The following is a 22,350-nucleotide window of genomic DNA, read 5'->3' on the forward strand; positions in this document are numbered from 1 at the left end:
TTTTTTAATCGTTTGTAATTATTAACAATTATCTTTTTATTAATTTTTTCATTTTTTACCACTTGCTCTAAATAGGCGTATCAATTTCCAACTTTTAGCTCGTTAAATTGTTGTATTTATTTTAAATAGAACCCGATATTTATAGACACCAATTGCCTTGCTTGGATAGCTTTTATACTATCTAGATTCTTTCTATCATTAATACATTTATAGTTTATATGTCTGATCCTCAGTTCTCGCTAAGTGAATATCTCGGCACTGTGCAGGAAGTCATACGCCTGACCTTTGACGATCCCGTATGGGTTAGAGCAGAGATTCGGAATTTAAATATTAAAGGTGGACATTACTATTTAGAACTTGCAGAGAAAGACGCAGATACAGATAAAGTCATCGCCAGTTGTAAGGCAACCATCTGGAAATTTTCAGCGAGTAAAATTGTTCTTAAGTTTGAACGTGAAACAGGAATTGAGTTAGCAAGTGACTTAAATGTTTTAATTAAAATTAGAGCGCGTTTTGATCCGCAATATGGATTTTCAGTCAATATTGAAGAGATAGACTCAAGTTTTACACTTGGTGAAATTGCAAAACGTTATCAACAAATTGTGGAACGTTTAACTCAAGAAGGTTTAATTCATAAAAATAAACTCATCCCTACTCCTTTTGATATACAAAATGTTTTAGTGATTGCTCCTCAAAATGCTGCGGGCCTCGGTGATTTTAAAAAAGATGCAGACGCTCTTGAGCGAAATGGGGTTTGTCATTTTGTTTATCAAAGTGCTACCTTTCAGGGCAATACGGCTGCCGTTAGTCTGATGGAGTCGTTGGCAACTGGCTTAAAGCAATGGGCAAATCGTTATAACTTCCCACCCGATCTGATTGTAATTATTCGTGGGGGTGGTGCTGTAAATGATTTAGCTTATTTAAATGATTATGAGCTTGCAGCACTTCTCTGTAAACGCAGCGTACCAGTTTGGGTTGGTATCGGACATGAAAAGGACCGTACCATCCTTGATGAGATTGCACACCGTTCGTTTGATACTCCAAGTAAAGTGATTGCTGGTATTCGCAACCATATTGTTGAACGCGTACAAGAAGCACTAGATAGTCTACAAACGATTAAGCTGCTTTCTCAGCATCAAATCACGACGTATCAAAGCAAAAATGATCAACTGCTTCAACACATTAAGTCTTCGGCACAAAATCAGCTTAACTCGGCGCATCGTCTACTTGACCAGATGAAAGAACGTATTCAGTTTAGCTCACAGCAACAAGTTAAATTTTCATTCGCTCAAATCGAATCTTTAATGAAGGAAATTCTTTTGCAAAACCCGAAACAGGTTCAAGCCAAAGGCTATGCAATAGTCAGATCTGAAGGAAAAGCTATTCGCTCTATACAGCAAATTTCAAGCCCCGCCATTGCAATTGAAATGCAAGATGGTGTGCTTGAAGCCAACATTACACAGGTAATTCCAAATGAAGAATGAAGAGTTAACGTTTAAAGATGGTCATGATATTTTGAAGAAAAATGCTGAGTTATTAGAATCTCAAGAAAGTCCCGATATTGATAATTTAATGAAAGTTGTTGAAGAGTCTATTAGCGCTTACAAAGCTTGCAAGTCTCGAATTGAAGCTGTTCAACAAGCTTTAGATGAAACTTTCAAAGAATAAGATTTCATAAAAAAAGCCCATTCCTACTTCTCATTGAAGGAATGGGCTTAGTGAATACCACTTAGTCCTGAAATGCAAAAATGAGGATTAGGTCACATTTTTGCAAAAAACATAGTCCCATAATGACTACCAATGTTCAATATTTTAATTGTGTCTATACGTTAGTTTGGCTTAATTTACACCATTGAGACTCTAATAAACACAAACTATGTAGTTGGTTATTGTTAAATTTTAATAGTTATTCCTCACTGAATGCACCGATTAACTGATAAATTTTGCCGTCTTTAGGGTTTTCATATAACAAATCCATATTGGGCAAAATGATATCGTCATTAATTTCAATATGTTCAATGCTTTTATGAAGTTCAAGTGCATGGTCATTCATTGGTCTAACTTTTGCCAAAGCAATTGATTCTTTGTCAAACTGATCCTTGATAATTACTTTTAATCTTTTCATAAAAATCTCCTGAAAAATAAATTTTTAATATAAATAATCGGTTAAGTTTAAAATGAGCTAATCGCAGAATAGCCGATTGGCATCGCAAAAAAAGTTAAAATAAATGCAGCCGTACGTTGTAAATTACGTTGATTCAACCAAGTTACTTTATTTGAAATCAGTACTGTTCCAAACATAATCCATAAAAAAGCAATTGGGGTAATTAAAGATAAAAAGACAACAATGTGAATAAAATACAAATTCGGATTTTCCCACGCTGCATGTGGAAAAATCGCTGAAGCAAACAGTAACGCTTTAGGGTTTAAAAGTGTCGCAACAAATAAAGCCTTTGGCGTGATCAGTGGTCGATCTAGCTTAATATCTTCAGTCGATGTTATCCAAAGTTTAAAAGCAAGATAGAGAATGAAACTCGCGCTCATCAATTTTAATATAGCTGGAAGCCATGGAATAAAATGAGATACCGACTCAAGTAAAACACCCCATGAGGTAATCGCGATCAGGTAACCTATTACCTCTGCTGGAATTAACTTAAGAGAATGCTTTACCCCTGCTTGTAAGCCAGCCGAGGCTAATAATGTATTTGTTGGTCCTGGAGTCAGCAAGATAGTGACTACAAGTCCAATAAATAAAAATGACACCATAGGCCAAAACTCACTGATTGCTCTAGGCGAAATATGTCAAAAAAGAGCATCTATTGTCGACAAAATCGTTGTAACAAGAAATATTACAAATCCATTTTTATTTTTAAAATCATAATCATATTAAAAATTGAACTTAGATTCATTATAATTTGTTTAATTTTTAATTTGCAAAATACGTCACACATTTTTTAATGAGTTTCAGTCAGATTATATTATTTTTTTAACTATTGCACAAAATGATCACATGACTTGAAATTGTTAAATTGATCAATATATATACAATTAGAAATCGTGATTTTATTGAATAGATGTATCGCTCCCCATCAATTCATTGATTGTCGCTTTCATCGAATTAAATAGTTGATGGAGGATGCATGATGAATGCTTATGTTCGCCCTCATCCCGATGGGTTTAAAGCTTATTTAGGTAAAAATCAGAAAACCGGTCTCTACATTGTTCGGCTTGGATGGACAATATATGAAACCAATGCAAACGGTTCTGTTCTATATTTAGTCAAGAATGAAGATAAGATTCCATTGGATGTAGATAAGTTTAAAACTGACCGACCCAAAATTTATGCTGCTCTTCTTAATGAAGTTCAGTTTCAACGCAAGAAACAACTGGCGATTGATCTTCAGCAGTCAAATATTCCTTCTTATGACCGTAAAGCCTACAAAAAACGGCGCGGCTTTATAGGTTCTTAAAATTATCTATTAATCGTCGCTATATATAGAAAAAGCACCCTCGGGTGCTTTTTCTTTTAACGACCAGTTGTAATCAATACGAACATACTCAGTATTAATGTACTTAATGATCGTTTGCAATGGATGTGGACTTCATGCTCAGCTCCGTGAGCGTATTGATTAACGTTTTCCATTTCGTGTCCTTCAAAGTTCACATTCCTAATTTGCCTAATATTCACACAATAAGAAATTAGCCAAAAGTATTATATCGAAATAAAGTTTATGTCTTGTTTGAGAAATTTCTTCTTCGTGTTTCATCTTCTTTCAAAAATTGAGTGAGCCAAATACATGTAACATTCTTATACGAAGTTAATCACTTATTGAGCATTTGTAGACCTTTCATTTCAAAAGCCCCTGTATGAGAAATGATTTTATAAAATGAAAAAAGATAACAATATTCGGTTTTTTAATAAAAGCATTTGAAAAGGAGAATATTAAAATGAATAGCTCGCAAACCCCTGATCCTTCTTTATTTAGTCAAGCATCTAATTCTATTCAAGCCTGCATCGAATGTATGTTTGCTTGTAAACATTGTGCCTCTGCATGCTTACAAGAAGAGCATGTGCATATGATGCGTGAATGTATTAAGCATTGTTTAACCTGCGTAGAAACCTGTCAGTTATGTACGTCTTTAGAATTAAGACATTCCGAGCTTGCTGAACAAGCTATGCAATTATGTGCGAGTGCATGCCAACTCTGCGCTGCTGAATGTAGTAAGCATGAACATGAACATTGCCAGATTTGTGCAAAAGCATGTTTAGCTTGTGCACAAGCTTGTCAGGCATATTGTGCTTAACTTCCTAATGAGCATAGAAACCTACGATCTATAAGGCTCGTAGGTTTTTAAATTTAAAAAAACAAAGAACTAGAAAATTAAAATTTTAGATGAGATGAATAACTACTTTTCTTTAAGCATAAAAAAAACCCGCATCTTGGGGAAAATGCAGGCTCTTAGATCTCCCACAACGACCATGAGTTCATTATTAAGCTTGAACTTTAAACCGTTGATTAAATGTACCCTTAATAAAAACAAATTACAATACAGAATAGTCTGTTTATTTAAAATATTTTGTTATTTTTACATTAATTTTTCATAAATAGTCTAAAAATTTATGCACTTCTCAAACTAGAAATAGCTTTCTACAGGCATTAAAAAAGCCCGTTTCACGGGCTTTTCTGCAACGGTGAGCAATCTAAGATTTGTGTCTATCCATCTCTTACATGCTCTTTGCTAGCTATATGTAAGGTCTTATCGTATCTTTTGCCCTGTCCCAAGTTTCCCTGTGGATCGAGGAGATATTACGATTACCTTAGGTACAGTTATAGCACATTATTTATTCATGACTAGTCTTGTTCACGTTTTTTTACAAATGAATAAAATACGATCCAACCTTAATATTTAAGGGTTTTCTACTCCATTTTGATATTGGCGAGCACTATCGCAAATTGGATACCATTTCACTTTTGAAGACACAAAAGCATGAGAAATGACAGATGTCGATATTTCTTCATTAATAAGCCCTACCCTTAAACGCACTACTTCAGGTTTATCTAAACGTTCACTCCAGATCGGTGAACCACAGGTTTTACAGAACACTCTCTTTTTATTAGGCGATGCAAAATAAGCCTGTAAGAGGTTTTCACCTTGCACAATATTTAAGTCATTTTTTTGTACTTGAGTAATGGCAGCGAAAGCAGCACCTTGGGCTTTTTGGCACTGCGTGCAATGACAAACCATGATGGGTTCTAATTCGGCATTAATGCGCAGTTGAATCCCATTACAAAGACAAGAAGCTGTATAAGCCATGATTTTTCCTTTTTTTATTTTAATGAAACTTAGCTTACACCTACACCTTTTTCAATGTGATCTAAGATCGCACAAGAAGCTTGCTGGTTACCGCAGCAATCATCGGCTGAAGCCTGCAAAATATTGACCATTTCTTGGAGATGGGCAATTTTCTGTTTTAATTCGGCAATATGTTTTACGGTTAAGGCTTTCACCTCTGCACTATGCCGATCTGTATTTTTCCAAAGCGAAATAAGCTCTTTCATTTGTTCAGATGAAAAACCTAACTCACGAGCATGCTTTAAAAAGTTTAAAGTTTTAAGGTCTGTTTCTGAATAAATACGATAGCCAGAAGCAGAACGCTGAGCTGCTTCAAGTAAACCGATTTCTTCATAGTAGCGAATCATTTTCGCCGAAATGCCCGAATGTTTGGATGCCTGACCGATATTCATCTCACACCTCAAATATTAAATTTGGTTTAAGACCTGTTGTCATGATCTTAAACCAAAAGTTAATTTTCAGCACCCTTACTGTACGGGCGCATGAAAACGTTTTAAGCGTAATGCATTGCCTAAAACAAAAACCGAAGAAAGTGCCATCGCACCTGCTGCAAACATAGGTGAAAGTAATACACCAAATACTGGATATAGTGCACCTGCTGCAATTGGAATAAGTGCAACGTTATATACAAATGCCCAGAACAGATTTTGACGTATGTTTCGCATGGTGGCTTTACTTAATGCAATTGCGTTCGGTACACCTTTTAAACTACCTGACATCAACACAACATCGGCAGCTTCAATCGCAACATCTGTTCCTGTACCAATCGCTAAGCCAACATCTGCTTGCGCCAAGGCTGGTGCATCGTTAATGCCATCGCCTACGAAAGCCAAACGACCATATTGTTTTTGTAGTTGGCGAACTGTATCAACTTTGCCTTCGGGTAAAACCTCTGCCACAACTTCATCAATATTCAGCTTTTTGGCAATTGTTTTCGCCGTATGACGGTTGTCTCCTGTAATCATGGCAACTTTGAGACCTAATTGATGCAAGGCCTCAATCGCAGCATAGGTTGTCTCTTTAATGGGGTCTGCCACAGCAATGATTGCAGCTAGTTTCTGATCAATAGCAACATATAGCGGTGTTTTTCCTTCTTCACCTAACTGAGCAGCAATCGCTTGGAATGAGTTGGTATCTAAACCAAGTTGGTGCATATAACGGTCTGCGCCAATTTGTACTTTTTGACCTGATACTTCCGCCTCAATACCTGAACCTGTAATCGAGTTAAATGCTGTTACGGGTAATAAGTTTAAGCCTTCACTTTCTGCTGCTTGAACAATCGCAAGAGCAATCGGGTGTTCAGACTTAGCTTCGACTGAAGCAACTAAAGTCAGCACTTGTTTAGGTTCAAAGCCAGATTGCACATTAAAGTCAGTGAGTGTCGGTTTACCTTCGGTGAGTGTTCCCGTTTTATCAACGGCAACAACCTGTGCTTCTTGTAAAAGCTGCAAAGCTTCACCTTTACGGAATAGGACTCCTAACTCAGCACCACGCCCAGTACCCACCATAATTGAGGTTGGTGTTGCAAGCCCCATCGCACAAGGGCACGCGATAATGAGTACCGCAACAGCATTCACTAAACCAAAAGTCAGCGCAGGCTCTGGCCCCCAAATAAACCAAATCAAGAAAGTAATTGCAGCAATTAGCATGACAGCCGGTACAAACCACATGGTGACTTTATCGACCAAACCCTGAATCGGAAGTTTAGAACCTTGGGCTTGTTCAACCATACGAATAATTTGTGAAAGCACAGACGAGCTACCCACTGAGGTTGCCCGAATGTTTAGAGTACCGTTCTGATTGACCGTGCCTCCAACCACTTGATGCCCTACTATTTTTTCAACAGGAACAGGCTCACCCGTAATCATAGATTCATCAATGTAGCTATGCCCTTCAACCACTTCACCATCGACTGGCACACGTTCACCCGGACGAATTTCTACAATCGTTCCACTGACCACTTCAGCAACAGCAACTTCCACCACTTGACCGTCACGCTGAATACGAGCTGTTTTGGGCTGCATTCCCACTAGGTGTTGAATGGCTTGCGAGGTTCGTCCTTTAGCTTTGGCTTCAAAATATCGCCCAAGCAAAATTAAACTGACAATAACGGCAGCCGCTTCAAAGTAAACATTGACCGTGCCTTGTGGTAATACCTGCGGCATAAAAGTTGCCACGACTGAAAAGCTATAGGCAGCCAAGGTTCCAACTGCAACCAGCGAGTTCATATCGGGTGCTAAACGCCATAAGGCTGGAATACCTTTTTGGTAAAAACGGCGACCAGGAAAAACGAGTACTAATGTGGTCAAAACAAACTGTAAAAGCCAGCTGTTGTATTGACCAATGGTGTGCATGACCCACATGTGAAAAGCTGGAATGAGATGTGACCCCATTTCCAAAATAAACACAGGTAAGGCCAATACAACCGAAATGATTAAATCTTTTTTAAGCTGACCTAACTCTGACGCTTTTTTGTCGAGTTGCTCATCTTGATTTTTTTCAGATGCTTTCGCGTCGTAACCTGCTTTTTTAACAGCGCGAATTAAGTCTTCGACATTGACTGAATTATCTGCCTGCACCCAAGCCTGCTCTGTTGCTAAGTTGACTGTGGCTTCTTGAACGCCGTCTACTTTTTTAAGGGCTTTTTCAACACGTGCCACACAAGATGCACAGGTCATGCCCTCAATAGACAACTCTACTGGTGCGGCTTTTGGAACATCATAACCTGCTCGTTCAACTGCTTTAACCAGTGCTTCACGGTGGATCGGTTGATTTGAATAAACAACAGCTTTTTCTGTTGCCAAATTAACATTAGCAATCTCTACATTTTCAACTTTCTTAAGTGCTTTTTCGACACGACCTACACAGGAGGCACAGGTCATGCCTTCGATTGGAAGTGTTTCACTATATGCTGGCAATTTTGTGTTTTTTGAGTCCATCAAACACCTCTGCAAATCTGCAAAATTTAATATTCTGTATTGAGCATACAGATTCCCATCATGGGAAGGTCAAGCATATTTTTTTAAAAAATTGGTCTTGACCTTACAATCATGACAAGGTTTAGACTCAGTGTTATCCAAACAAACATCTCATTCTTGATGGAGTATGAACATGAAACTACTTATTGAAAATATGACGTGTGGTGGCTGCGCTCGTGGCGTGACTGCGACGATTCAAGATATCGATCCAAATGCAAAAGTAGATGTGGACTTAGCGACCAAAATCGTGACTGTTGAAAGCAGTGAAAGCGTCGATAAAATTACTGAAGCACTTGAAGAAGATGGTTTCCCTGCTCAAGTGCAATAATCAATAAGGCCTAACGTTTAAAGTTAGGCCTTTATTTTTGAGCTTGTTGATATTGACTCAAAGCTGAAATTTTTTAATTCGATAATCCAGTGCTGCCCGAGTTAGTCCCAATAAGCGTGCCGCTTCTGACACATTATGATTTGCCTTTTTTAAAGCTGTTAAAATTAACTGCTTTTCGTGTTCTTCTAAATTAAACTCTGCCTTTAATAATTGCTCAAAGTCAGTTTCAACAGCTACAGCCTGCTCTGGGTCATGCTTGATCTGTGGGAAAATGGCATTTAACTTAATCAGTTGCTGATCGTCCGTTAATAAAACCGCCCTTTCTAATAAGTTTTCCAACTCACGAATATTTCCCGGCCATTCATATTGCTGCATAAAAACTTTGGTCTTTTCACTTACGCCCTGAATGGTTTTGCCGTACATTTTTTCAAAACGATGAAGAAAGTGTTCAACCAGTAAAGGAATGTCTTCACGGCGCTCCCGCAAAGGCGGAATCTGAACTGGAAAAATATTTAAGCGATAATACAAATCTGCCCGAAATCGTCCTGTTTTCACCGCTTGTGCAAGGTCTTCATTGGTTGCTGTAATTACACGGACATCTAAAATACGTGTCTGCGAATCTCCAACTCGCTCAAATTCACCTTCTTGCAAAATGCGTAATAGTGCCGCTTGTGCACGAGGTGAAAGCTCAATTACTTCGTCTAAAAAAATAGTACCGCGATTGGCTCGTTCAAACTTGCCCAAACGAGATTGATGCGCTCCTGTATAGGCACCTTTTTCTACCCCAAATAATTCAGACTCTATTAACTCTGGTGGAATCGCTGCACAGTTTACCGCAATAAAAGGTTGCTCTTTTCTTTGGCTATTTTCATGAACCCCTCTTGCAAAAGCTTCTTTACCAACCCCTGTTTCGCCTTGTAGCAAAATGGAAACTTTCGAACCCGCAGCTTTGGTTAATAATGCACAGACCTGTTTATAAGAGGCTGACTTACCCACAGAACTAAATAATTGGTAATCGGCTTCACTGTCGCTATAAATTGATTTTTTAAGCTCAAAAAGTTCAGCCTGCAACGCAATCAGTTCTTTTTCCATGGGTTCGGGGGACATGAACTGAATCAACTCATCTGCATTTTCCCACTCTTCTAAAGGCTTACCGATAATACGGCAATGCTCATCGCCACAGGCCTTACACTCTATTTCTTGATAAATAATGGTCATGCCCGTCGCAAAACTGCTGTATCCGCATGCATAACCCAAAAGCATCCAGCACGCAGGTTCATCACTCGGGCCAAAATGCTCTAAATGCACATCGGCTTCAAAAGAGTTAAGCCAATTTAAATCGGCATAAAACTGTTTTTTATCGTGGCTTAAATTGAGCTGGTTGGCCTGTACTTGAACCATTCCACGAATCGCATGCATTTGTGGACCGGCCATAAATGCATCGTACTCATTTAAATCAGGGCGCATCTTTGTTGTAACTTCTGCATCCTTCAAGCCAGCTTGATAGCCTAAACGAATAAAGAAACGTTTAGTCCGCTCAAGCCCAATCATGTGCGCTAAATCTTTACGCAAATATCCCATAATGCTGGTGTGTAAAAGCAGCATGCGATATTCATCAAACCAGATTTGACCGTGGGCAGTATCAAAGTGCAGTTTAGACAGCAAATCGTGAATTTCTTGCGGATGATCTGCGTGTCGTCCCGTTGTATCGTATTTTACTCGAGCCATGAGTGATCTGTTTTAATCCATTAAACACATTTAGGTGTTATCCCATCTTATAGAAGAACCAGATAAATATCCTAGTACCTTAAAGACATAACTTCATACTAAAAAAGTATTTCTAAATCTCTCCTTTTAAAGCTTCAAACATTCTAAAAAGAAATTTTACGACCCTGTTCATCAAATCATGAATATCTCTATTTCACCATTCAAAAAAATTCATGAAATGGTGAATTTTAAAAATGCCTTACTTTCCACAAAAATCTTAATTAATTGTTTTTAATAATAAAAATAAAGTTGGCATAGCTTTTGTAAAGCTTATAGCGAGAGCAAGGAGCATTCATCAATTTCAAGACCATGTCTTGATGGAGTACAGCATGACGCAACCTCAAGTCGAAATATTAACCAAATATATCCGGGTCACTGGCGACTTAAACGCAGAGTTCATCGAATTCGATTTTGCCATTCACGACCCAAGTCTATTTGTGGAACTGGTTTTACCTAAACATGCATTTAATGATTTTTGTAAGACCAATCAAGTGGTTGAAATGACCCAAGAGCAACAAGCTTTTAATGATGCTCAGGAAGAAAAATGGCGCTATGGCACTGAAGCAATCTTAGTCGGCACGCAACGTAATAGCAACGATCACGATGATCTGATGTAAAAAATATAAGGAGATAAAGCCATGACTTTAGAAATCAAAACGTCAAATGTCGAACCTATCCGCCAGAACTACGCCTATATCGAAAGACGATTTGGTAGTAAGCCAGCAACCCGATATCAAGAAGTCAGTTTTGATGTACAGGCAGAAACTAACTTTCACTATCGTCCTTTGTGGAAACCTGAAAAAACCTTAAATGATAAAACCCATACTGCCCTGCAAATGCAAGATTGGTATGCATTTAAAGATCCACGTCAATTCTATTATGGAACTTATGTTCAACACCGTGCACGTTTGCAGGATACAGCCGAAAGTAATTTTGCTTTTTTTGAAAAACGTCAGCTTGCAGAACACTTGTCTGATGAAGTCAAAGCCAAGGTCATTGAATGCCTATTGCCATTTCGCCACGTTGAACAAACTGCAAACTTACACATGATGTCTGGAAGTGCCTATGGGTATGGCACCGTACTTACCCAAGCTTGTATTTATGCCGCGATGGATCATTTAGGAATTGCGCAGTACATCTCACGCATTGGTCTAGCTTTAGATGGTAATAGCGGCGATTCATTACAACAGGCAAAACAGGCTTGGATGCAACATCCTGCATGGCAAGGCTTACGACGTTTGTGTGAAGAAAGCCTCACCGAGCAAGACTACTTCAAACTTTTCTTATTACAAAATCTTGTGATTGACGGCTTTGTGACAGAGCTTGTTTATCAACAGTTTGATCAGTGGTTAGTCACTCAAAATGCTCGTGACTTAGCCATGCTGACTGAATTTATGAAAGATACTTTAGGTGATTTACGTAAGTGGTCAGACACCGTCATTAAAACTGCTGCTGCAGAGTCCGATCATAACAAACAGCTATTAAATGAATGGGTCACTCAGTCTTTAGCTCAAGTAAAAGCAGCTTTTACACCTTGGGCAACAGCAGCCTTAACAGCAGATGCAGTTGATCAAGCAGAACAAGCCGTTATTGAACGTGCAAAAAAACTCGGCCTACAACCACTTACAAATGCTTAAGGAGCAGCAACATGTCTAAAGTCTATCTCGCATTACAAGACAACGATACTTCACGCTATATCCTCGAAGCGATTGAAGAAGATAACCCTGAAGCTTCAATTCAGTATTTACCCGCCATGATCCGAATTGAAAGTGAAACTGATTTGGTGATTAAAGCCGAAACCGTATCTGAAAAACTAGGCCAAGATTGGGACATCCAATCGTTACAACTCAACATGATTACGCTGGGCGGCAACGTCGAAGAAGATGACGATACTTTCCGTCTTCATTGGAATTAATCACAACATAGATGTTGTTTAACAAAGATTTAAGGATGATCAATCATGACAACTCAAACGAAAGAAACCAGCAAAAAGTTAAATGCGAAAGATCGTTACCGCGCATTAACCCGTGATCTGGACTGGGACTTTTCCTATGCTGACCGTAAAGAGGCCTTCCCTTATGAAGAGTTTGAAGGTATCAAAATTACGGACTGGTCTAAATGGGAAGATCCATTCCGTTTAACCATGGATGCTTACTGGAAATATCAGGCAGAAAAAGAGAAAAAACTGTATGCCATTTTTGATGCCTTTGCTCAAAACAATGGTCAGATGAATGTCAGCAATGAACGTTACTTAAATGCGATCAAACTCTTTTTAACAGCGGTGACCCCACTTGAATATCAGGCCTATCAAGGCTATGCCCATGTAGGTCGCCAGTTTAGTGGTATTGGAGCACGTATTGCTTCTCAGATGCAGTCGATTGATGAGCTGCGTCATGTACAGACTCAAATTCATGCCATGAGCCATTACAACAAGTTCTTTGATGGTTTTCAGGATTGGGCGCACATGCATGACCGCGTTTGGTATTTGTCTGTGCCTAAATCATTTTTTGAAGATGCCCGTTCTGCTGGCCCTTTCGAGTTTTTATTAGCGATTAGTTTTGCTTTTGAGTATGTACTTACCAACTTACTATTTGTGCCGTTTATGTCGGGTGCAGCTTATAACGGCGATATGGCAACCGTGACCTTTGGTTTTAGTGCTCAGTCAGATGAAGCTCGTCACATGACGCTTGGACTTGAAATCGTAAAATTCTTGCTCGAACAACATGAAGACAACGTACCGATTGTGCAGGAATGGATTGATAAATGGTTCTGGCGTGGAACGCGTTTGCTTTCAATTGTAGGCATGATGATGGATTACATGCTGCCAAATAAAGTGATGTCGTGGAAAGAAGCTTGGGAAGTTTATTTTGAACAGGCAGGTGGTGCGCTATTTAAAGATTTGAGCCGTTATGGCATTCGCATGCCGAAATATAGCGATGTCATTGTGAAAGAAAAAGAGCATGTCTCACATCAAGCATGGTGGATTTTCTATAACTTTGGTCATGCTGCTGGTTTCCATACTTGGATTCCAACCGACGAAGAAATGGATTGGTTATCGGCTAAATATCCAGACACTTTTGATAAATACTACCGTCCAAAATGGGAGTTGGCTCGCAAAATGGAAGCCGAAGGTAAACGCTTCTATAGCGCAGGTTTACCACAGCTTTGTCAGGTTTGTCAGATTCCAATGACTTTTACCGAAATGGGCGATGATCCGACTCAGTTTAGTTATCGCCATAGCATCTACCAAGGCGAACGCTACCACACCTGTTCAGATGGCTGTCATGACATTTTCGAGCGTGAGCCTGAGAAATATATACAAGCATGGTTACCTGTAAATCAAATATTGCAAGGCAACTGTGGTGGTGGCGATCTCGAAGCCATGCTCCGCGACTATTACCGCATGAATGTTGGTGCCGACAATCTGGATATTGAAGGTTCACCAGACCAACAGCGCTGGAAAAAATGGAAAGGCAACGCAGCTTAAGCACAAGGAATTGTTCAGGCAGTCATCAAGCTGCCTGATCGGAAATAAGGAGATTGAACATGACTGTTCGCGCGATACACAACAACTATCAATTTGAACCGCTTGATCTGCAAAAAAATTATGGCGATCAATTCTTACTTTACGTAGGTTGGGATCATCACACACTTTTTTGCTCGGCACATGCCATGCTTGCCTCACCACAACAAACTTTGGGACAGTTGATTGAGCAACAAATTACAGGTGGTTTTGCTCAGCATCCAGATTTTGCCAAAATTGATTGGTCAAAAGTGCAATACACCTTAGATGGTCAAACAATTAGCCCTGAGAGTACAAAAACTTTGGCAGAGCTTGGTTTTGGGCATAAGTCATTACTTCGTTTCGTTACGCCAGAGTTAAATGGCTATAACGACAGCTACGTTTAATTCGGAGGTGTGTCATGAGTTATCAAGTCACCATTGAACCGATCGGAACAACGATTGAAGTAGAAGAAGACCAAACCATTTTAGATGCCGCCCTACGTCAAGGCGTTTGGTTGCCCTTTGCCTGTGGACATGGCACTTGCGGGACATGCAAGGTTCAAGTCAGCGACGGTTTTTACGATGTTGGTGAAGCCTCTCCATTTGCGCTCATGGATATTGAACGTGATGAAAATAAGGTGCTTGCCTGTTGCTGCAAACCACAATCCGATATGGTCATTGAAGCCGATGTTGATGAAGATCCAGATTTCTTAGGTCATTTGGTTCAAGACTATCAAGCGACCGTCATTGAAATAAAAGACCTGTCGCCAACCATTAAAGGAATCCGACTACAACTAGATCGGCCAATCGAATTCCAAGCTGGCCAATATATCAATGTCCAGTTCCCAGATATTGAAGGAACTCGAGCGTTTTCAATTGCCAATGCGCCAAGTGAAGTCGGCATTGTTGAGCTGCATATTCGTAAAGTTGAAGGCGGTGCAGCGACGACTTATGTACATGAACAACTTGCCACAGGTGATCAGCTTGATATTTCAGGCCCTTATGGTCAATTTTTTGTACGCAAGTCAGATGATCAAAATGCCATTTTCATTGCAGGTGGTTCAGGTCTTTCAAGTCCACAATCGATGATTTTAGATTTGCTTGAGTCTGGAGATAGTCGCACGATTTACCTCTTCCAAGGAGCACGAGACTTGGCAGAGCTATACAACCGAGAATTGTTTGAACAGCTCGTAAAAGACTATCCGAACTTCCGCTATATCCCTGCTCTCAATGCACCAAAACAAGAAGACGAATGGACTGGATTTACCGGATTTGTGCACGAGGCTGTTGCCGATTACTTTGAAAATCGATGTGGCGGGCACAAAGCGTATTTGTGCGGCCCACCCATCATGATCGACTCTGCAATTTCAACACTCATGCAAAGTCGCTTATTCGAAAGAGACATTCACACTGAACGTTTCTTAAGTGCAGCCGATGGTGCTGCCGGACAGTCACGTTCGGCTTTATTCAAACATATTTAAAGATCAATCATTCAACAATCCACTTTTTCAAATGAGCTTTGTATTTGTAATTTAGAGAGCAAATACAAAGCTCACAGGAGTTCTGCATCCCAAATTTTTAGGTTAAACAGACTCAGATTTTTAAAAATCGTTAAGGAATAACGTTTTTTAGTGACAAGCCAAACAACACAGAATAGGACATTCTATGAATAACAAAATTGCTGCAATCATATGTGGTGTAATCAGCGCCCTTTACCTTCCCTCTGCATTTGCGACAGAAAATGGCTCAGACTCTTTTGCATTAGGTGCCGAAGGTATGATGGCGGGTGCCTTACCACCTGCTGGTATCTACTTACTTAGTTATTATCAAAATTATCACGCTTCAGAGTTTCAAAATGGTCCCGATCAGTTCCATGTTGATGTCAACGCCGTGGTTCCGCGGTTGGTCTGGATGACCGATCAAAAAATTATGGATGGACAACTCGGGTTTTATGCAGCCCAGCCATTGGTTGATCTACGGCTTAAAGTAAATGGGATGGCTGACTCAAACCAAGGACTTGGAGACTTGATTTTGGGTGGTATGCTCAGCTGGCATCAAGGAAATCATCACTGGATTGCAGCCCTAGAAACCGTACTTGGGACAGGTGAATACGACACTCCAAGTACGACAAATCCAATTGAAGCCAATCTCGGGAAAAACTATCACACCATTCGACCTATTCTTGCCTATAGTTATGCCAACGCAGCAGGTTTAGACCTTTCAACTAAACTGTCTTATAGCTGGAATACACGTAACGACGCGACCGAATACCAGTCTGGACAATACATTGCGGGTGACTATAGCTTAGGTTACCGCATTAATCCCAAACTCAAAGTTGCAGTTGAAGGCTATGCTTTTAAACAAACCACAGATGACAAAGTAAACGGAAATGACATTGGTTTTAAAGGACAGGCTTTTGCAATTGGGCCAGGTATTCAATATGCCGATAAAAACTGGTCTATTGAAGCCAAATTTTTAAAAGAAACCGAAGTCGAATATCGTCCTGAAGGACATACCAGCTGGCTAAAACTAATTTGGGCTTTCTAAAACACATCAACGCATAGCTTCAGCTTTTGAGGCTATGCCCTGCTTTATTTAAAAGTCGATGCCGTTTGAATCATCTATCGGGTTCTGATCGAGCGTGAAAACCGTCCGTTGATAAGGTATCCCTTCAAGATCATACACCTGATAAATACAATCAAATAAAAGCTGTAAATCTTCACTTCGGTCCATTGCGCGTGCCGTAATGAAAATCGGACTGACTGCGCCGTTATCTAAAATCGGAATGTAATTTAAATGAGGAAAACGAATGGTATCGGCACTGGCAGGAATAATACACAAACCTTCACCCGCTGCCACCAAGCCCAACGCCAGCTGAATTTCCCGTATTTCATGCATATTTTTTGGAACCAAACTATGCTCGGCAAAAATATTTAAAAGCTGGGTCGAAAAATTAGGCTTTGGCGAAGTGGGATACATAAACATCTTTTCATCAATGAGATCGGCCAGATATGAAGCTTCTTTCTGGATGCCAGCTTGGGACGACGACGATAGATTAACTGAAGATCCGCAATCTGAAATTTCACTTATTTATTATCCAGACCGTCAAGGTTTAGAAGATCGTGTGTTCCGTATCAAAACTGAACGCTCATCTGCAACCATGCCGGACACACGCACAAGCCACAATATTACCAACGTTGAAGTCGTAGAACGCGACGGCGACAAAGTTACTGTCCGCTTTAACTGGAATACCTTGAGTTTCCGTTACAAGACAAATTACAGCTATTTCGGTATGTCACGTTATGTGATCGATTTTTCAGGTGATCAACCAAAAATCTTGAGTAAGTATGTCGTTTTGAAAAACGACTATATCAATCAAGTGATTGATATTTACCACCTTTAAGACATACCCCCTCAGTTAACCGGACTGTTGGCTGAGGGTAAAAGTTTCAAATATTTTGTAGGATACATGCCATGTCAAACCACAATGTTGCACTTCAATTTGAAGATGGTGTTACACGTTTCATTAACGTAGCTCAAGGCGAAACCCTATCTGACGCAGCCTATCGCCAAAAAATTAATATTCCTTTGGATTGTCGTGATGGTGCATGTGGAACTTGCCGCGCATTTTGCGAGTCCGGTAGTTATGACATGCCGGAAGAAAGCTATATTGAAGATGCATTAACACCAGAAGAAGCTGAGCAAGGCTATATTCTTGCTTGCCAATGTCGCCCAACTTCAGATGCCGTATTTCAGATTCAAGCCTCATCAGATGTCTGCAAAACAGAAATTCATAGCTTCCAAGGTACCTTAGCCCGGGTTGAAAATTTATCAGACTCAACCATCACTTTTGATATTCAACTTGATGAAGGCCAACCGGATATTCATTTTCTCGCAGGTCAGTATGTGAATGTTGCCATTCCAGAAACTGGCGAAACCCGTTCATATTCATTTAGCTCAAAACCAGGCAATCGCTTAACGGGCTTTGTGGTACGTAATGTACCGAATGGCAAAATGAGCGAATTCTTAAGTAAGAATGCCAAAGCTGGCGACAAAATGACTTTTACCGGACCATTCGGTAGCTTCTATTTGCGTAATGTAGTGCGTCCAGTGCTTATGCTGGCAGGCGGTACTGGTATTGCCCCATTTATGTCAATGCTACAAGTACTCGAAGAGAAAGGTTCAGAACAACCTGTTCGCTTGGTTTTTGGTGTCACCAATGACTTTGATTTGGTTGCTTTAGAAAAGCTCAACGAGTTGCAGGCGAAATTCCCATGGTTTGAATATCGAACTGTGGTCGCAAGCCCTGAGAGTAACCATGAACGCAAAGGCTATGTGACTGGTCATATTGAAAGTGAATGGTTAAACGGTGGCGACGTCGATGTTTACCTATGTGGCCCAGTGCCAATGGTAGAAGCGGTACGTGGCTGGTTAGAAACTGAAAATATCAAACCTGCTAATTTCTTGTTTGAAAAATTCTCTGCAAACTAATTCAAGGTGGAGAAGTTATCTATGTCAAACCGTCAAAGATTTACTAATAAAGTCGTGATTGTTACGGGTAGTGCCCAAGGTATTGGTCGTGGCGTGGCATTACAAGTCGCGGCTGAAGGTGGGCAAGTTATCATGGCTGACCGCTCTGAATATGTTGAAGAGGTTCTCAAAGAAATTCAGAGTGCGGGTGGTGATGCTGTTACGATTAATGCTGACCTTGAAACCTACGCAGGTGCACAAGCAGTTGTTGCAAAAGCCATTGAACGCTACGGTCGGGTAGATATCCTGATTAATAATGTGGGTGGCGCGATCTGGATGAAACCTTTTGAAGAGTTCTCTGAAGAAGAGATCATTAAGGAAGTGAATCGCTCGTTGTTTCCAACGTTATGGTGCTGCCGCGCTGTGTTACCCGCTATGATTAAGCAACAATCGGGTGTGATTGTAAATGTATCTTCAATTGCCACCCGGGGAATTAACCGTATTCCCTACTCTGCATCTAAAGGTGGGGTAAATGCCCTAACGGCATCGCTTGCTTTTGAACATGCCAAAGATGGAATTCGAGTCAATGCCGTTGCGACTGGTGGAACCGAAGCACCGCCTCGGAAAGTACCACGCAATGCCGATCCGTTAAGTCAAAATGAAAAAGACTGGATGCAGCAAGTGGTTGATCAAACCATAGATCGAACATTTATGGGCCGTTATGGCACAATTCAAGAACAAGTCAATGCAATTTTATTTCTTGCATCAGACGAAGCATCCTATATGACTGGCTCGGTTATTTCGGTCGGAGGTGGAGATCAGGGTTAACCCTGATCTTTTTACATGATTGGGTAAATAATATGATTTGCATGGAGGCAATCACACATGGCAACCCTGTTAAAGACATTAAAAAATGACTGGTCCATATCAGCAACAGTTGCTGGCTTTCTTGCGGTTTTAATTTCTTACTCAGGCCCACTGATTATTTTTTTCCAAGCTGCTCAGCGTGCCGATGTTTCCACCGACATGATGGTGTCATGGATTTGGGGAATCTCAATTGGTGCCGCCGTTTCAGGTATTTATCTTTCAATTAAATATAAAACGCCTGTCATAACTGCATGGTCTGCACCGGGTACTGCCCTGTTAGTTACCCTATTTCCCAATGTCTCGTTGAATGAAGCAGTAGCCGCCTATATTACTTCTGCCATTGCTATTTTTTTAATTGGTATTACAGGTTACTTCGACAAGTTACTGAAGTGGATTCCCCAAGATGTTGCTGCGGGCATGATGGCAGGTATTCTTTTTCAATTTGGTATTGGTCTATTTACCGCGTCTGATAGTATGCCTTTTATTGTTTTTAGCATGCTCATTGTCTTTTTAATTGCCAAACGTTTAATGCCGCGCTACACCATGATTTGGGTGTTAGCTGCCGGAGTTTTATTAAGCCTCTTTTTAGGCAAAATGAATCCGGTTGATGTGAGTTTTAGTTTAGCGATTCCACAGTGGATTAGCCCAGAATGGACATGGAACTCAACACTCAACCTCGCTGTTCCCCTGATTTTAGTCAGTCTGACTGGTCAGTTTTTACCGGGTATAGCGATTATGAAACTCAGCGGTTACGACACCCCAGCCAAACCCATTATTACCGTCACCAGTATTGCCTCTTTAGCTGTTGCCTGTGTCGGCGGTATTACGATTGTGCTTGCCTCAATTACCGCAGCTTTATGTATGGGCAAAGATGCACATGAACTGAAAGAAAAACGCTACATCGCAGGAATCGCCAACGGAATTTTTTATATTTTAGGTGGCTTATTTGCTGGCAGTATTGTCATGCTATTTAGCTTGCTTCCGAAAGAATTAGTTGCAGCACTGGCAGGTTTAGCTTTGCTAGGTGCTATTGCCACCAATATTTCTGTTGCCATGAAGAATGACAGTCAACGTGATGCTGCACTTATTACCTTTTTAGCGACAGCATCAGGCATGCATTTCCTTGGATTAAGCTCAGTTTTTTGGGGTATTTGTATTGGTGTAATCGCCCATTTCATTCTCACCCCCCGCTCAACGCCAGCCACAAATTAAGTTTTTTATCTAAGCACCCACCACTAAAATCAAACCCTCAATCGCCACATCAGCATGCAAATAATTTGCTAATTCTGATTTGGCATTTTTTATTGAATATAAATTAAATTTCATTTTTAAGATCAATTTCTAAAATAATTAAATAATAGACTTTAGTATTTTGTTTTTATATTTTCACTTCAACTCATAATATAAATTTAACGATATTTTTAGCTGTGATTCTCATCAATAAAATATATAAAAAAACATCTATAAAATCCTTAAAATTCTCATCATACAATATTTAACCCCATTTTAAAGACACAACAAAACCAGTTAAAACAATAAAAATAAATACATATTTTTCAAATAATTAAATCAATAAAGGCACAATACCTTAAAGACATAAAGATATATCAATTAGGTTTTTGACTCTAATCCAATAACAAAATAGTTTATTAAAAAATAACGCGATGCTTCACAAATGGGAGGTGAAGAAAATGGATACGAGCAAGGTTAATATTAATGATTTAATTGATAAAGCCAGTTTTACATCTTTTCATTGGAAAGTTTTAATCTGGTGCCTACTTATTATTATTTTTGATGGATATGATTTAGTTATTTATGGGGTTGCTCTTCCTCTGTTAATGCAACAATGGTCATTAACTGCGGTAGAAGCTGGTTTACTCGCCAGTGCTGCTCTATTCGGGATGATGTTTGGTGCCATGATTTTCGGTACACTTTCAGACAAACTGGGGCGTAAAAAAACCATTCTGATTTGTGTCACCTTATTTAGCGGATTTACCTTTATCGGTGCCTTTGCAAAAGGACCAACTGAGTTTGCTATTTTGCGCTTTATTGCAGGTCTTGGTATTGGTGGCGTTATGCCAAACATCGTTGCGCTTATGACCGAATACGCACCAAAAAAAATCCGCAGTACATTAGTGGCAATCATGTTTAGTGGTTATGCAATTGGTGGTATGACATCAGCACTACTCGGTGCATGGCTCGTAAAAGACATGGGCTGGCAAATCATGTTTTTAATTGCGGGTATTCCTCTTTTACTACTCCCACTCATCTGGAAATTTTTGCCAGAGTCTCTCGCCTTTTTAGTGAAATCGAACCATAGCGAACAGGCGAAAGGTATTGTTAGTAAAATTGCGCCAGAAACGCAGGTAAACGCCAATACACAACTGCTGTTAAACGAAAGCACCACAACAGATGCACCTGTCCGTGCGCTTTTCCAGCAAGGTCGTACTTTCAGCACATTTATGTTCTGGATTGCTTTCTTTATGTGCTTACTCATGGTGTATGCCTTAGGAAGCTGGTTACCTAAACTCATGCTGCAAGCGGGCTATTCGTTAGGTGCAAGCATGTTATTCCTGTTTGCACTCAATATTGGCGGCATGGTCGGTGCAATTGGCGGCGGTGCTTTAGCAGACAGATTTCATTTAAAACCTGTTATTACAATCATGTTTATTGTGGGATCAGCAGCTTTAATTCTGCTTGGCATCAATAGCCCACAATTTATTTTATATAGCCTGATTGCGATTGCTGGTGCCGCCACAATTGGTTCGCAAATCTTACTCTATACCTTCGTTGCACAGTTCTATCCGACGGCACTTCGTTCAACTGGCATGGGCTGGGCATCTGGCATTGGTCGTATCGGTGCGATTATTGGACCAGTTTTAACAGGAGCCCTACTCACACTTGAGCTTCCTCACCAAATGAATTTCTTAGCGATTGTAATTCCAGGTGTGATTGCTGCACTTGCAATATTTATGGTCAATCTAAATGCCTCTGTTGCTGCACAAACGCCATCAACTTTTAACTCTCAAAACACGCTTCCCCAGCAGTAAAAATACATGCGTCGAGGACTGGCGCATCTTT

Annotated in this window: 22 protein-coding genes and 2 pseudogenes; 17 read left to right on the plus strand and 7 right to left on the minus strand. The window is 40.0% G+C overall.

Annotated features, from left to right (window positions below; all coding sequences use genetic code 11):
* The first annotated feature begins 218 nt into the window (after positions 1–218).
* Together xseA and xseB are read left to right on the plus strand one after the other, a co-directional pair.
* A complete protein-coding gene (gene xseA, locus AC056_RS01815; RefSeq protein WP_077162560.1) occupies positions 219–1,484 on the plus strand; it encodes an exodeoxyribonuclease VII large subunit in 1,266 nt (421 codons plus the stop codon).
* Positions 1,474–1,668, plus strand: coding sequence for an exodeoxyribonuclease VII small subunit (gene xseB / locus AC056_RS01820; RefSeq protein WP_004702693.1), 195 nt, complete (start codon positions 1,474–1,476; stop codon positions 1,666–1,668). Before xseA ends, xseB begins: the two co-directional genes overlap by 11 nt.
* A gap of 238 nt (positions 1,669–1,906) precedes the next feature.
* Here the strand turns inward: xseB and AC056_RS01825 are convergent, their stop codons facing one another.
* Both AC056_RS01825 and AC056_RS01830 read right to left on the minus strand, forming a co-directional pair.
* Positions 1,907–2,125, minus strand: coding sequence for a hypothetical protein (locus AC056_RS01825; RefSeq protein WP_004702694.1), 219 nt, complete (start codon positions 2,123–2,125; stop codon positions 1,907–1,909).
* Between the two features lie 47 nt (positions 2,126–2,172).
* Positions 2,173–2,766 carry a LysE family translocator gene (locus AC056_RS01830; RefSeq protein ID WP_004702695.1) on the minus strand — a complete coding sequence of 198 codons (594 nt, stop codon included), beginning with the start codon at positions 2,764–2,766 and terminating at the stop codon, positions 2,173–2,175.
* Between the two features lie 374 nt (positions 2,767–3,140).
* Between AC056_RS01830 and AC056_RS01835 the strand changes: the two genes are divergently transcribed.
* A complete protein-coding gene (locus AC056_RS01835; protein ID WP_039250660.1) occupies positions 3,141–3,470 on the plus strand; it encodes a hypothetical protein in 330 nt (109 codons plus the stop codon).
* A gap of 478 nt (positions 3,471–3,948) precedes the next feature.
* Complete coding sequence (locus AC056_RS01840; RefSeq protein ID WP_077162561.1) at positions 3,949–4,305, plus strand: four-helix bundle copper-binding protein; 357 nt, start codon at positions 3,949–3,951, stop codon at positions 4,303–4,305.
* A 603-nt stretch (positions 4,306–4,908) separates the two neighbouring features.
* On the opposite strand, the gene AC056_RS01845 is transcribed toward AC056_RS01840, so the two are convergent.
* From AC056_RS01845 to AC056_RS01855, 3 genes are all read right to left on the minus strand, one after another.
* On the minus strand, positions 4,909–5,316 hold the full coding sequence (locus AC056_RS01845) for a GFA family protein (RefSeq protein WP_077162562.1): 408 nt from the start codon (positions 5,314–5,316) through the stop codon (positions 4,909–4,911).
* A 29-nt stretch (positions 5,317–5,345) separates the two neighbouring features.
* Positions 5,346–5,747: a Cu(I)-responsive transcriptional regulator gene (gene cueR / locus AC056_RS01850; protein WP_005070253.1), complete on the minus strand. Its 402-nt coding sequence runs from the start codon at positions 5,745–5,747 to the stop codon at positions 5,346–5,348.
* Between the two features lie 75 nt (positions 5,748–5,822).
* Positions 5,823–8,294 (minus strand): heavy metal translocating P-type ATPase, encoded by a 2,472-nt coding sequence (locus AC056_RS01855; RefSeq protein ID WP_077162563.1) that lies wholly within the window; start codon positions 8,292–8,294, stop codon positions 5,823–5,825.
* 166 nt (positions 8,295–8,460) lie between these two features.
* Here AC056_RS01855 and AC056_RS01860 point away from each other — a divergent pair, with 166 nt between their 5' ends.
* Positions 8,461–8,661 carry a heavy-metal-associated domain-containing protein gene (locus AC056_RS01860; RefSeq protein WP_077162564.1) on the plus strand — a complete coding sequence of 67 codons (201 nt, stop codon included), beginning with the start codon at positions 8,461–8,463 and terminating at the stop codon, positions 8,659–8,661.
* Positions 8,662–8,718: 57 nt separating this feature from the next.
* On the opposite strand, the gene mobR is transcribed toward AC056_RS01860, so the two are convergent.
* Positions 8,719–10,389: a phenol degradation transcriptional regulator MobR gene (mobR, locus tag AC056_RS01865; protein ID WP_077162565.1), complete on the minus strand. Its 1,671-nt coding sequence runs from the start codon at positions 10,387–10,389 to the stop codon at positions 8,719–8,721.
* Between the two features lie 368 nt (positions 10,390–10,757).
* Here mobR and AC056_RS01875 point away from each other — a divergent pair, with 368 nt between their 5' ends.
* From AC056_RS01875 to AC056_RS01905, 7 genes are all read left to right on the plus strand, one after another.
* Complete coding sequence (locus tag AC056_RS01875; protein WP_077162566.1) at positions 10,758–11,045, plus strand: phenol hydroxylase subunit; 288 nt, start codon at positions 10,758–10,760, stop codon at positions 11,043–11,045.
* 21 nt (positions 11,046–11,066) lie between these two features.
* Positions 11,067–12,065 carry an aromatic/alkene monooxygenase hydroxylase subunit beta gene (locus tag AC056_RS01880; RefSeq protein ID WP_077162567.1) on the plus strand — a complete coding sequence of 333 codons (999 nt, stop codon included), beginning with the start codon at positions 11,067–11,069 and terminating at the stop codon, positions 12,063–12,065.
* A gap of 11 nt (positions 12,066–12,076) precedes the next feature.
* Positions 12,077–12,343 carry an MmoB/DmpM family protein gene (locus AC056_RS01885; RefSeq protein ID WP_000049450.1) on the plus strand — a complete coding sequence of 89 codons (267 nt, stop codon included), beginning with the start codon at positions 12,077–12,079 and terminating at the stop codon, positions 12,341–12,343.
* Positions 12,344–12,388: 45 nt separating this feature from the next.
* A complete protein-coding gene (locus AC056_RS01890) occupies positions 12,389–13,915 on the plus strand; it encodes an aromatic/alkene/methane monooxygenase hydroxylase/oxygenase subunit alpha (protein WP_077162568.1) in 1,527 nt (508 codons plus the stop codon).
* A gap of 59 nt (positions 13,916–13,974) precedes the next feature.
* Entirely contained in the window at positions 13,975–14,337 is a 363-nt protein-coding gene (locus tag AC056_RS01895; RefSeq protein WP_005132745.1) for a phenol hydroxylase subunit P4, read from the plus strand.
* Between the two features lie 14 nt (positions 14,338–14,351).
* Positions 14,352–15,413, plus strand: a complete 1,062-nt coding sequence (locus AC056_RS01900) for an NADH:ubiquinone reductase (Na(+)-transporting) subunit F (protein ID WP_077162569.1) — start codon at positions 14,352–14,354, stop codon at positions 15,411–15,413.
* Between the two features lie 184 nt (positions 15,414–15,597).
* A complete protein-coding gene (locus AC056_RS01905; RefSeq protein ID WP_077162570.1) occupies positions 15,598–16,479 on the plus strand; it encodes a SphA family protein in 882 nt (293 codons plus the stop codon).
* A 48-nt stretch (positions 16,480–16,527) separates the two neighbouring features.
* On the opposite strand, the pseudogene AC056_RS01910 reads toward AC056_RS01905, so the two are convergent.
* Positions 16,528–16,953: pseudogene (locus AC056_RS01910) on the minus strand (LysR substrate-binding domain-containing protein); the annotation flags it as partial.
* Between AC056_RS01910 and benB the strand changes: the two are divergent.
* From benB to AC056_RS01935, 5 genes and pseudogenes are all read left to right on the plus strand, one after another.
* Positions 16,946–17,354 (plus strand): annotated as a pseudogene (gene benB, locus AC056_RS01915) (benzoate 1,2-dioxygenase small subunit); the annotation flags it as partial. The pseudogenes AC056_RS01910 and benB overlap by 8 nt on opposite strands.
* 52 nt (positions 17,355–17,406) lie before the next feature.
* Positions 17,407–18,423 (plus strand): benzoate 1,2-dioxygenase electron transfer component BenC, encoded by a 1,017-nt coding sequence (gene benC, locus AC056_RS01920; RefSeq protein ID WP_077162571.1) that lies wholly within the window; start codon positions 17,407–17,409, stop codon positions 18,421–18,423.
* Between the two features lie 21 nt (positions 18,424–18,444).
* Positions 18,445–19,230, plus strand: a complete 786-nt coding sequence (locus AC056_RS01925) for a 1,6-dihydroxycyclohexa-2,4-diene-1-carboxylate dehydrogenase (protein ID WP_077162572.1) — start codon at positions 18,445–18,447, stop codon at positions 19,228–19,230.
* A gap of 57 nt (positions 19,231–19,287) precedes the next feature.
* Complete coding sequence (gene benE, locus AC056_RS01930; protein WP_077162573.1) at positions 19,288–20,481, plus strand: benzoate/H(+) symporter BenE; 1,194 nt, start codon at positions 19,288–19,290, stop codon at positions 20,479–20,481.
* Between the two features lie 479 nt (positions 20,482–20,960).
* Positions 20,961–22,319, plus strand: coding sequence for an aromatic acid/H+ symport family MFS transporter (locus tag AC056_RS01935; protein WP_077162574.1), 1,359 nt, complete (start codon positions 20,961–20,963; stop codon positions 22,317–22,319).
* The last annotated feature ends 31 nt before the right edge of the window (positions 22,320–22,350 follow it).

Source organism: Acinetobacter genomosp. 33YU (genome assembly GCF_001990725.1).
Taxonomy (GTDB): domain Bacteria; phylum Pseudomonadota; class Gammaproteobacteria; order Pseudomonadales; family Moraxellaceae; genus Acinetobacter; species Acinetobacter seifertii.

Excerpts from the sequence above, each read along its gene's own strand:
- xseB (WP_004702693.1), top strand. The coding sequence starts at position 1,474 with ATGAAGAATGAAGAGTTAACGTTTAAAGATGGTCATGATATTTTGAAG.
- AC056_RS01890 (WP_077162568.1), top strand. The coding sequence starts at position 12,389 with ATGACAACTCAAACGAAAGAAACCAGCAAAAAGTTAAATGCGAAAGAT.
- AC056_RS01835 (WP_039250660.1), top strand. The coding sequence starts at position 3,141 with ATGATGAATGCTTATGTTCGCCCTCATCCCGATGGGTTTAAAGCTTAT.
- AC056_RS01855 (WP_077162563.1), bottom strand. The coding sequence starts at position 8,294 with ATGGACTCAAAAAACACAAAATTGCCAGCATATAGTGAAACACTTCCA.
- AC056_RS01875 (WP_077162566.1), top strand. The coding sequence starts at position 10,758 with ATGACGCAACCTCAAGTCGAAATATTAACCAAATATATCCGGGTCACT.
- AC056_RS01880 (WP_077162567.1), top strand. The coding sequence starts at position 11,067 with ATGACTTTAGAAATCAAAACGTCAAATGTCGAACCTATCCGCCAGAAC.
- AC056_RS01840 (WP_077162561.1), top strand. The coding sequence starts at position 3,949 with ATGAATAGCTCGCAAACCCCTGATCCTTCTTTATTTAGTCAAGCATCT.
- AC056_RS01885 (WP_000049450.1), top strand. The coding sequence starts at position 12,077 with ATGTCTAAAGTCTATCTCGCATTACAAGACAACGATACTTCACGCTAT.
- AC056_RS01895 (WP_005132745.1), top strand. The coding sequence starts at position 13,975 with ATGACTGTTCGCGCGATACACAACAACTATCAATTTGAACCGCTTGAT.
- xseA (WP_077162560.1), top strand. The coding sequence starts at position 219 with ATGTCTGATCCTCAGTTCTCGCTAAGTGAATATCTCGGCACTGTGCAG.
- AC056_RS01845 (WP_077162562.1), bottom strand. The coding sequence starts at position 5,316 with ATGGCTTATACAGCTTCTTGTCTTTGTAATGGGATTCAACTGCGCATT.
- AC056_RS01830 (WP_004702695.1), bottom strand. The coding sequence starts at position 2,766 with ATGGTGTCATTTTTATTTATTGGACTTGTAGTCACTATCTTGCTGACT.
- cueR (WP_005070253.1), bottom strand. The coding sequence starts at position 5,747 with ATGAATATCGGTCAGGCATCCAAACATTCGGGCATTTCGGCGAAAATG.
- benC (WP_077162571.1), top strand. The coding sequence starts at position 17,407 with ATGTCAAACCACAATGTTGCACTTCAATTTGAAGATGGTGTTACACGT.
- AC056_RS01905 (WP_077162570.1), top strand. The coding sequence starts at position 15,598 with ATGAATAACAAAATTGCTGCAATCATATGTGGTGTAATCAGCGCCCTT.
- AC056_RS01900 (WP_077162569.1), top strand. The coding sequence starts at position 14,352 with ATGAGTTATCAAGTCACCATTGAACCGATCGGAACAACGATTGAAGTA.
- mobR (WP_077162565.1), bottom strand. The coding sequence starts at position 10,389 with ATGGCTCGAGTAAAATACGATACAACGGGACGACACGCAGATCATCCG.
- benE (WP_077162573.1), top strand. The coding sequence starts at position 19,288 with ATGGCAACCCTGTTAAAGACATTAAAAAATGACTGGTCCATATCAGCA.
- AC056_RS01935 (WP_077162574.1), top strand. The coding sequence starts at position 20,961 with ATGGATACGAGCAAGGTTAATATTAATGATTTAATTGATAAAGCCAGT.
- AC056_RS01925 (WP_077162572.1), top strand. The coding sequence starts at position 18,445 with ATGTCAAACCGTCAAAGATTTACTAATAAAGTCGTGATTGTTACGGGT.
- AC056_RS01860 (WP_077162564.1), top strand. The coding sequence starts at position 8,461 with ATGAACATGAAACTACTTATTGAAAATATGACGTGTGGTGGCTGCGCT.
- AC056_RS01825 (WP_004702694.1), bottom strand. The coding sequence starts at position 2,125 with ATGAAAAGATTAAAAGTAATTATCAAGGATCAGTTTGACAAAGAATCA.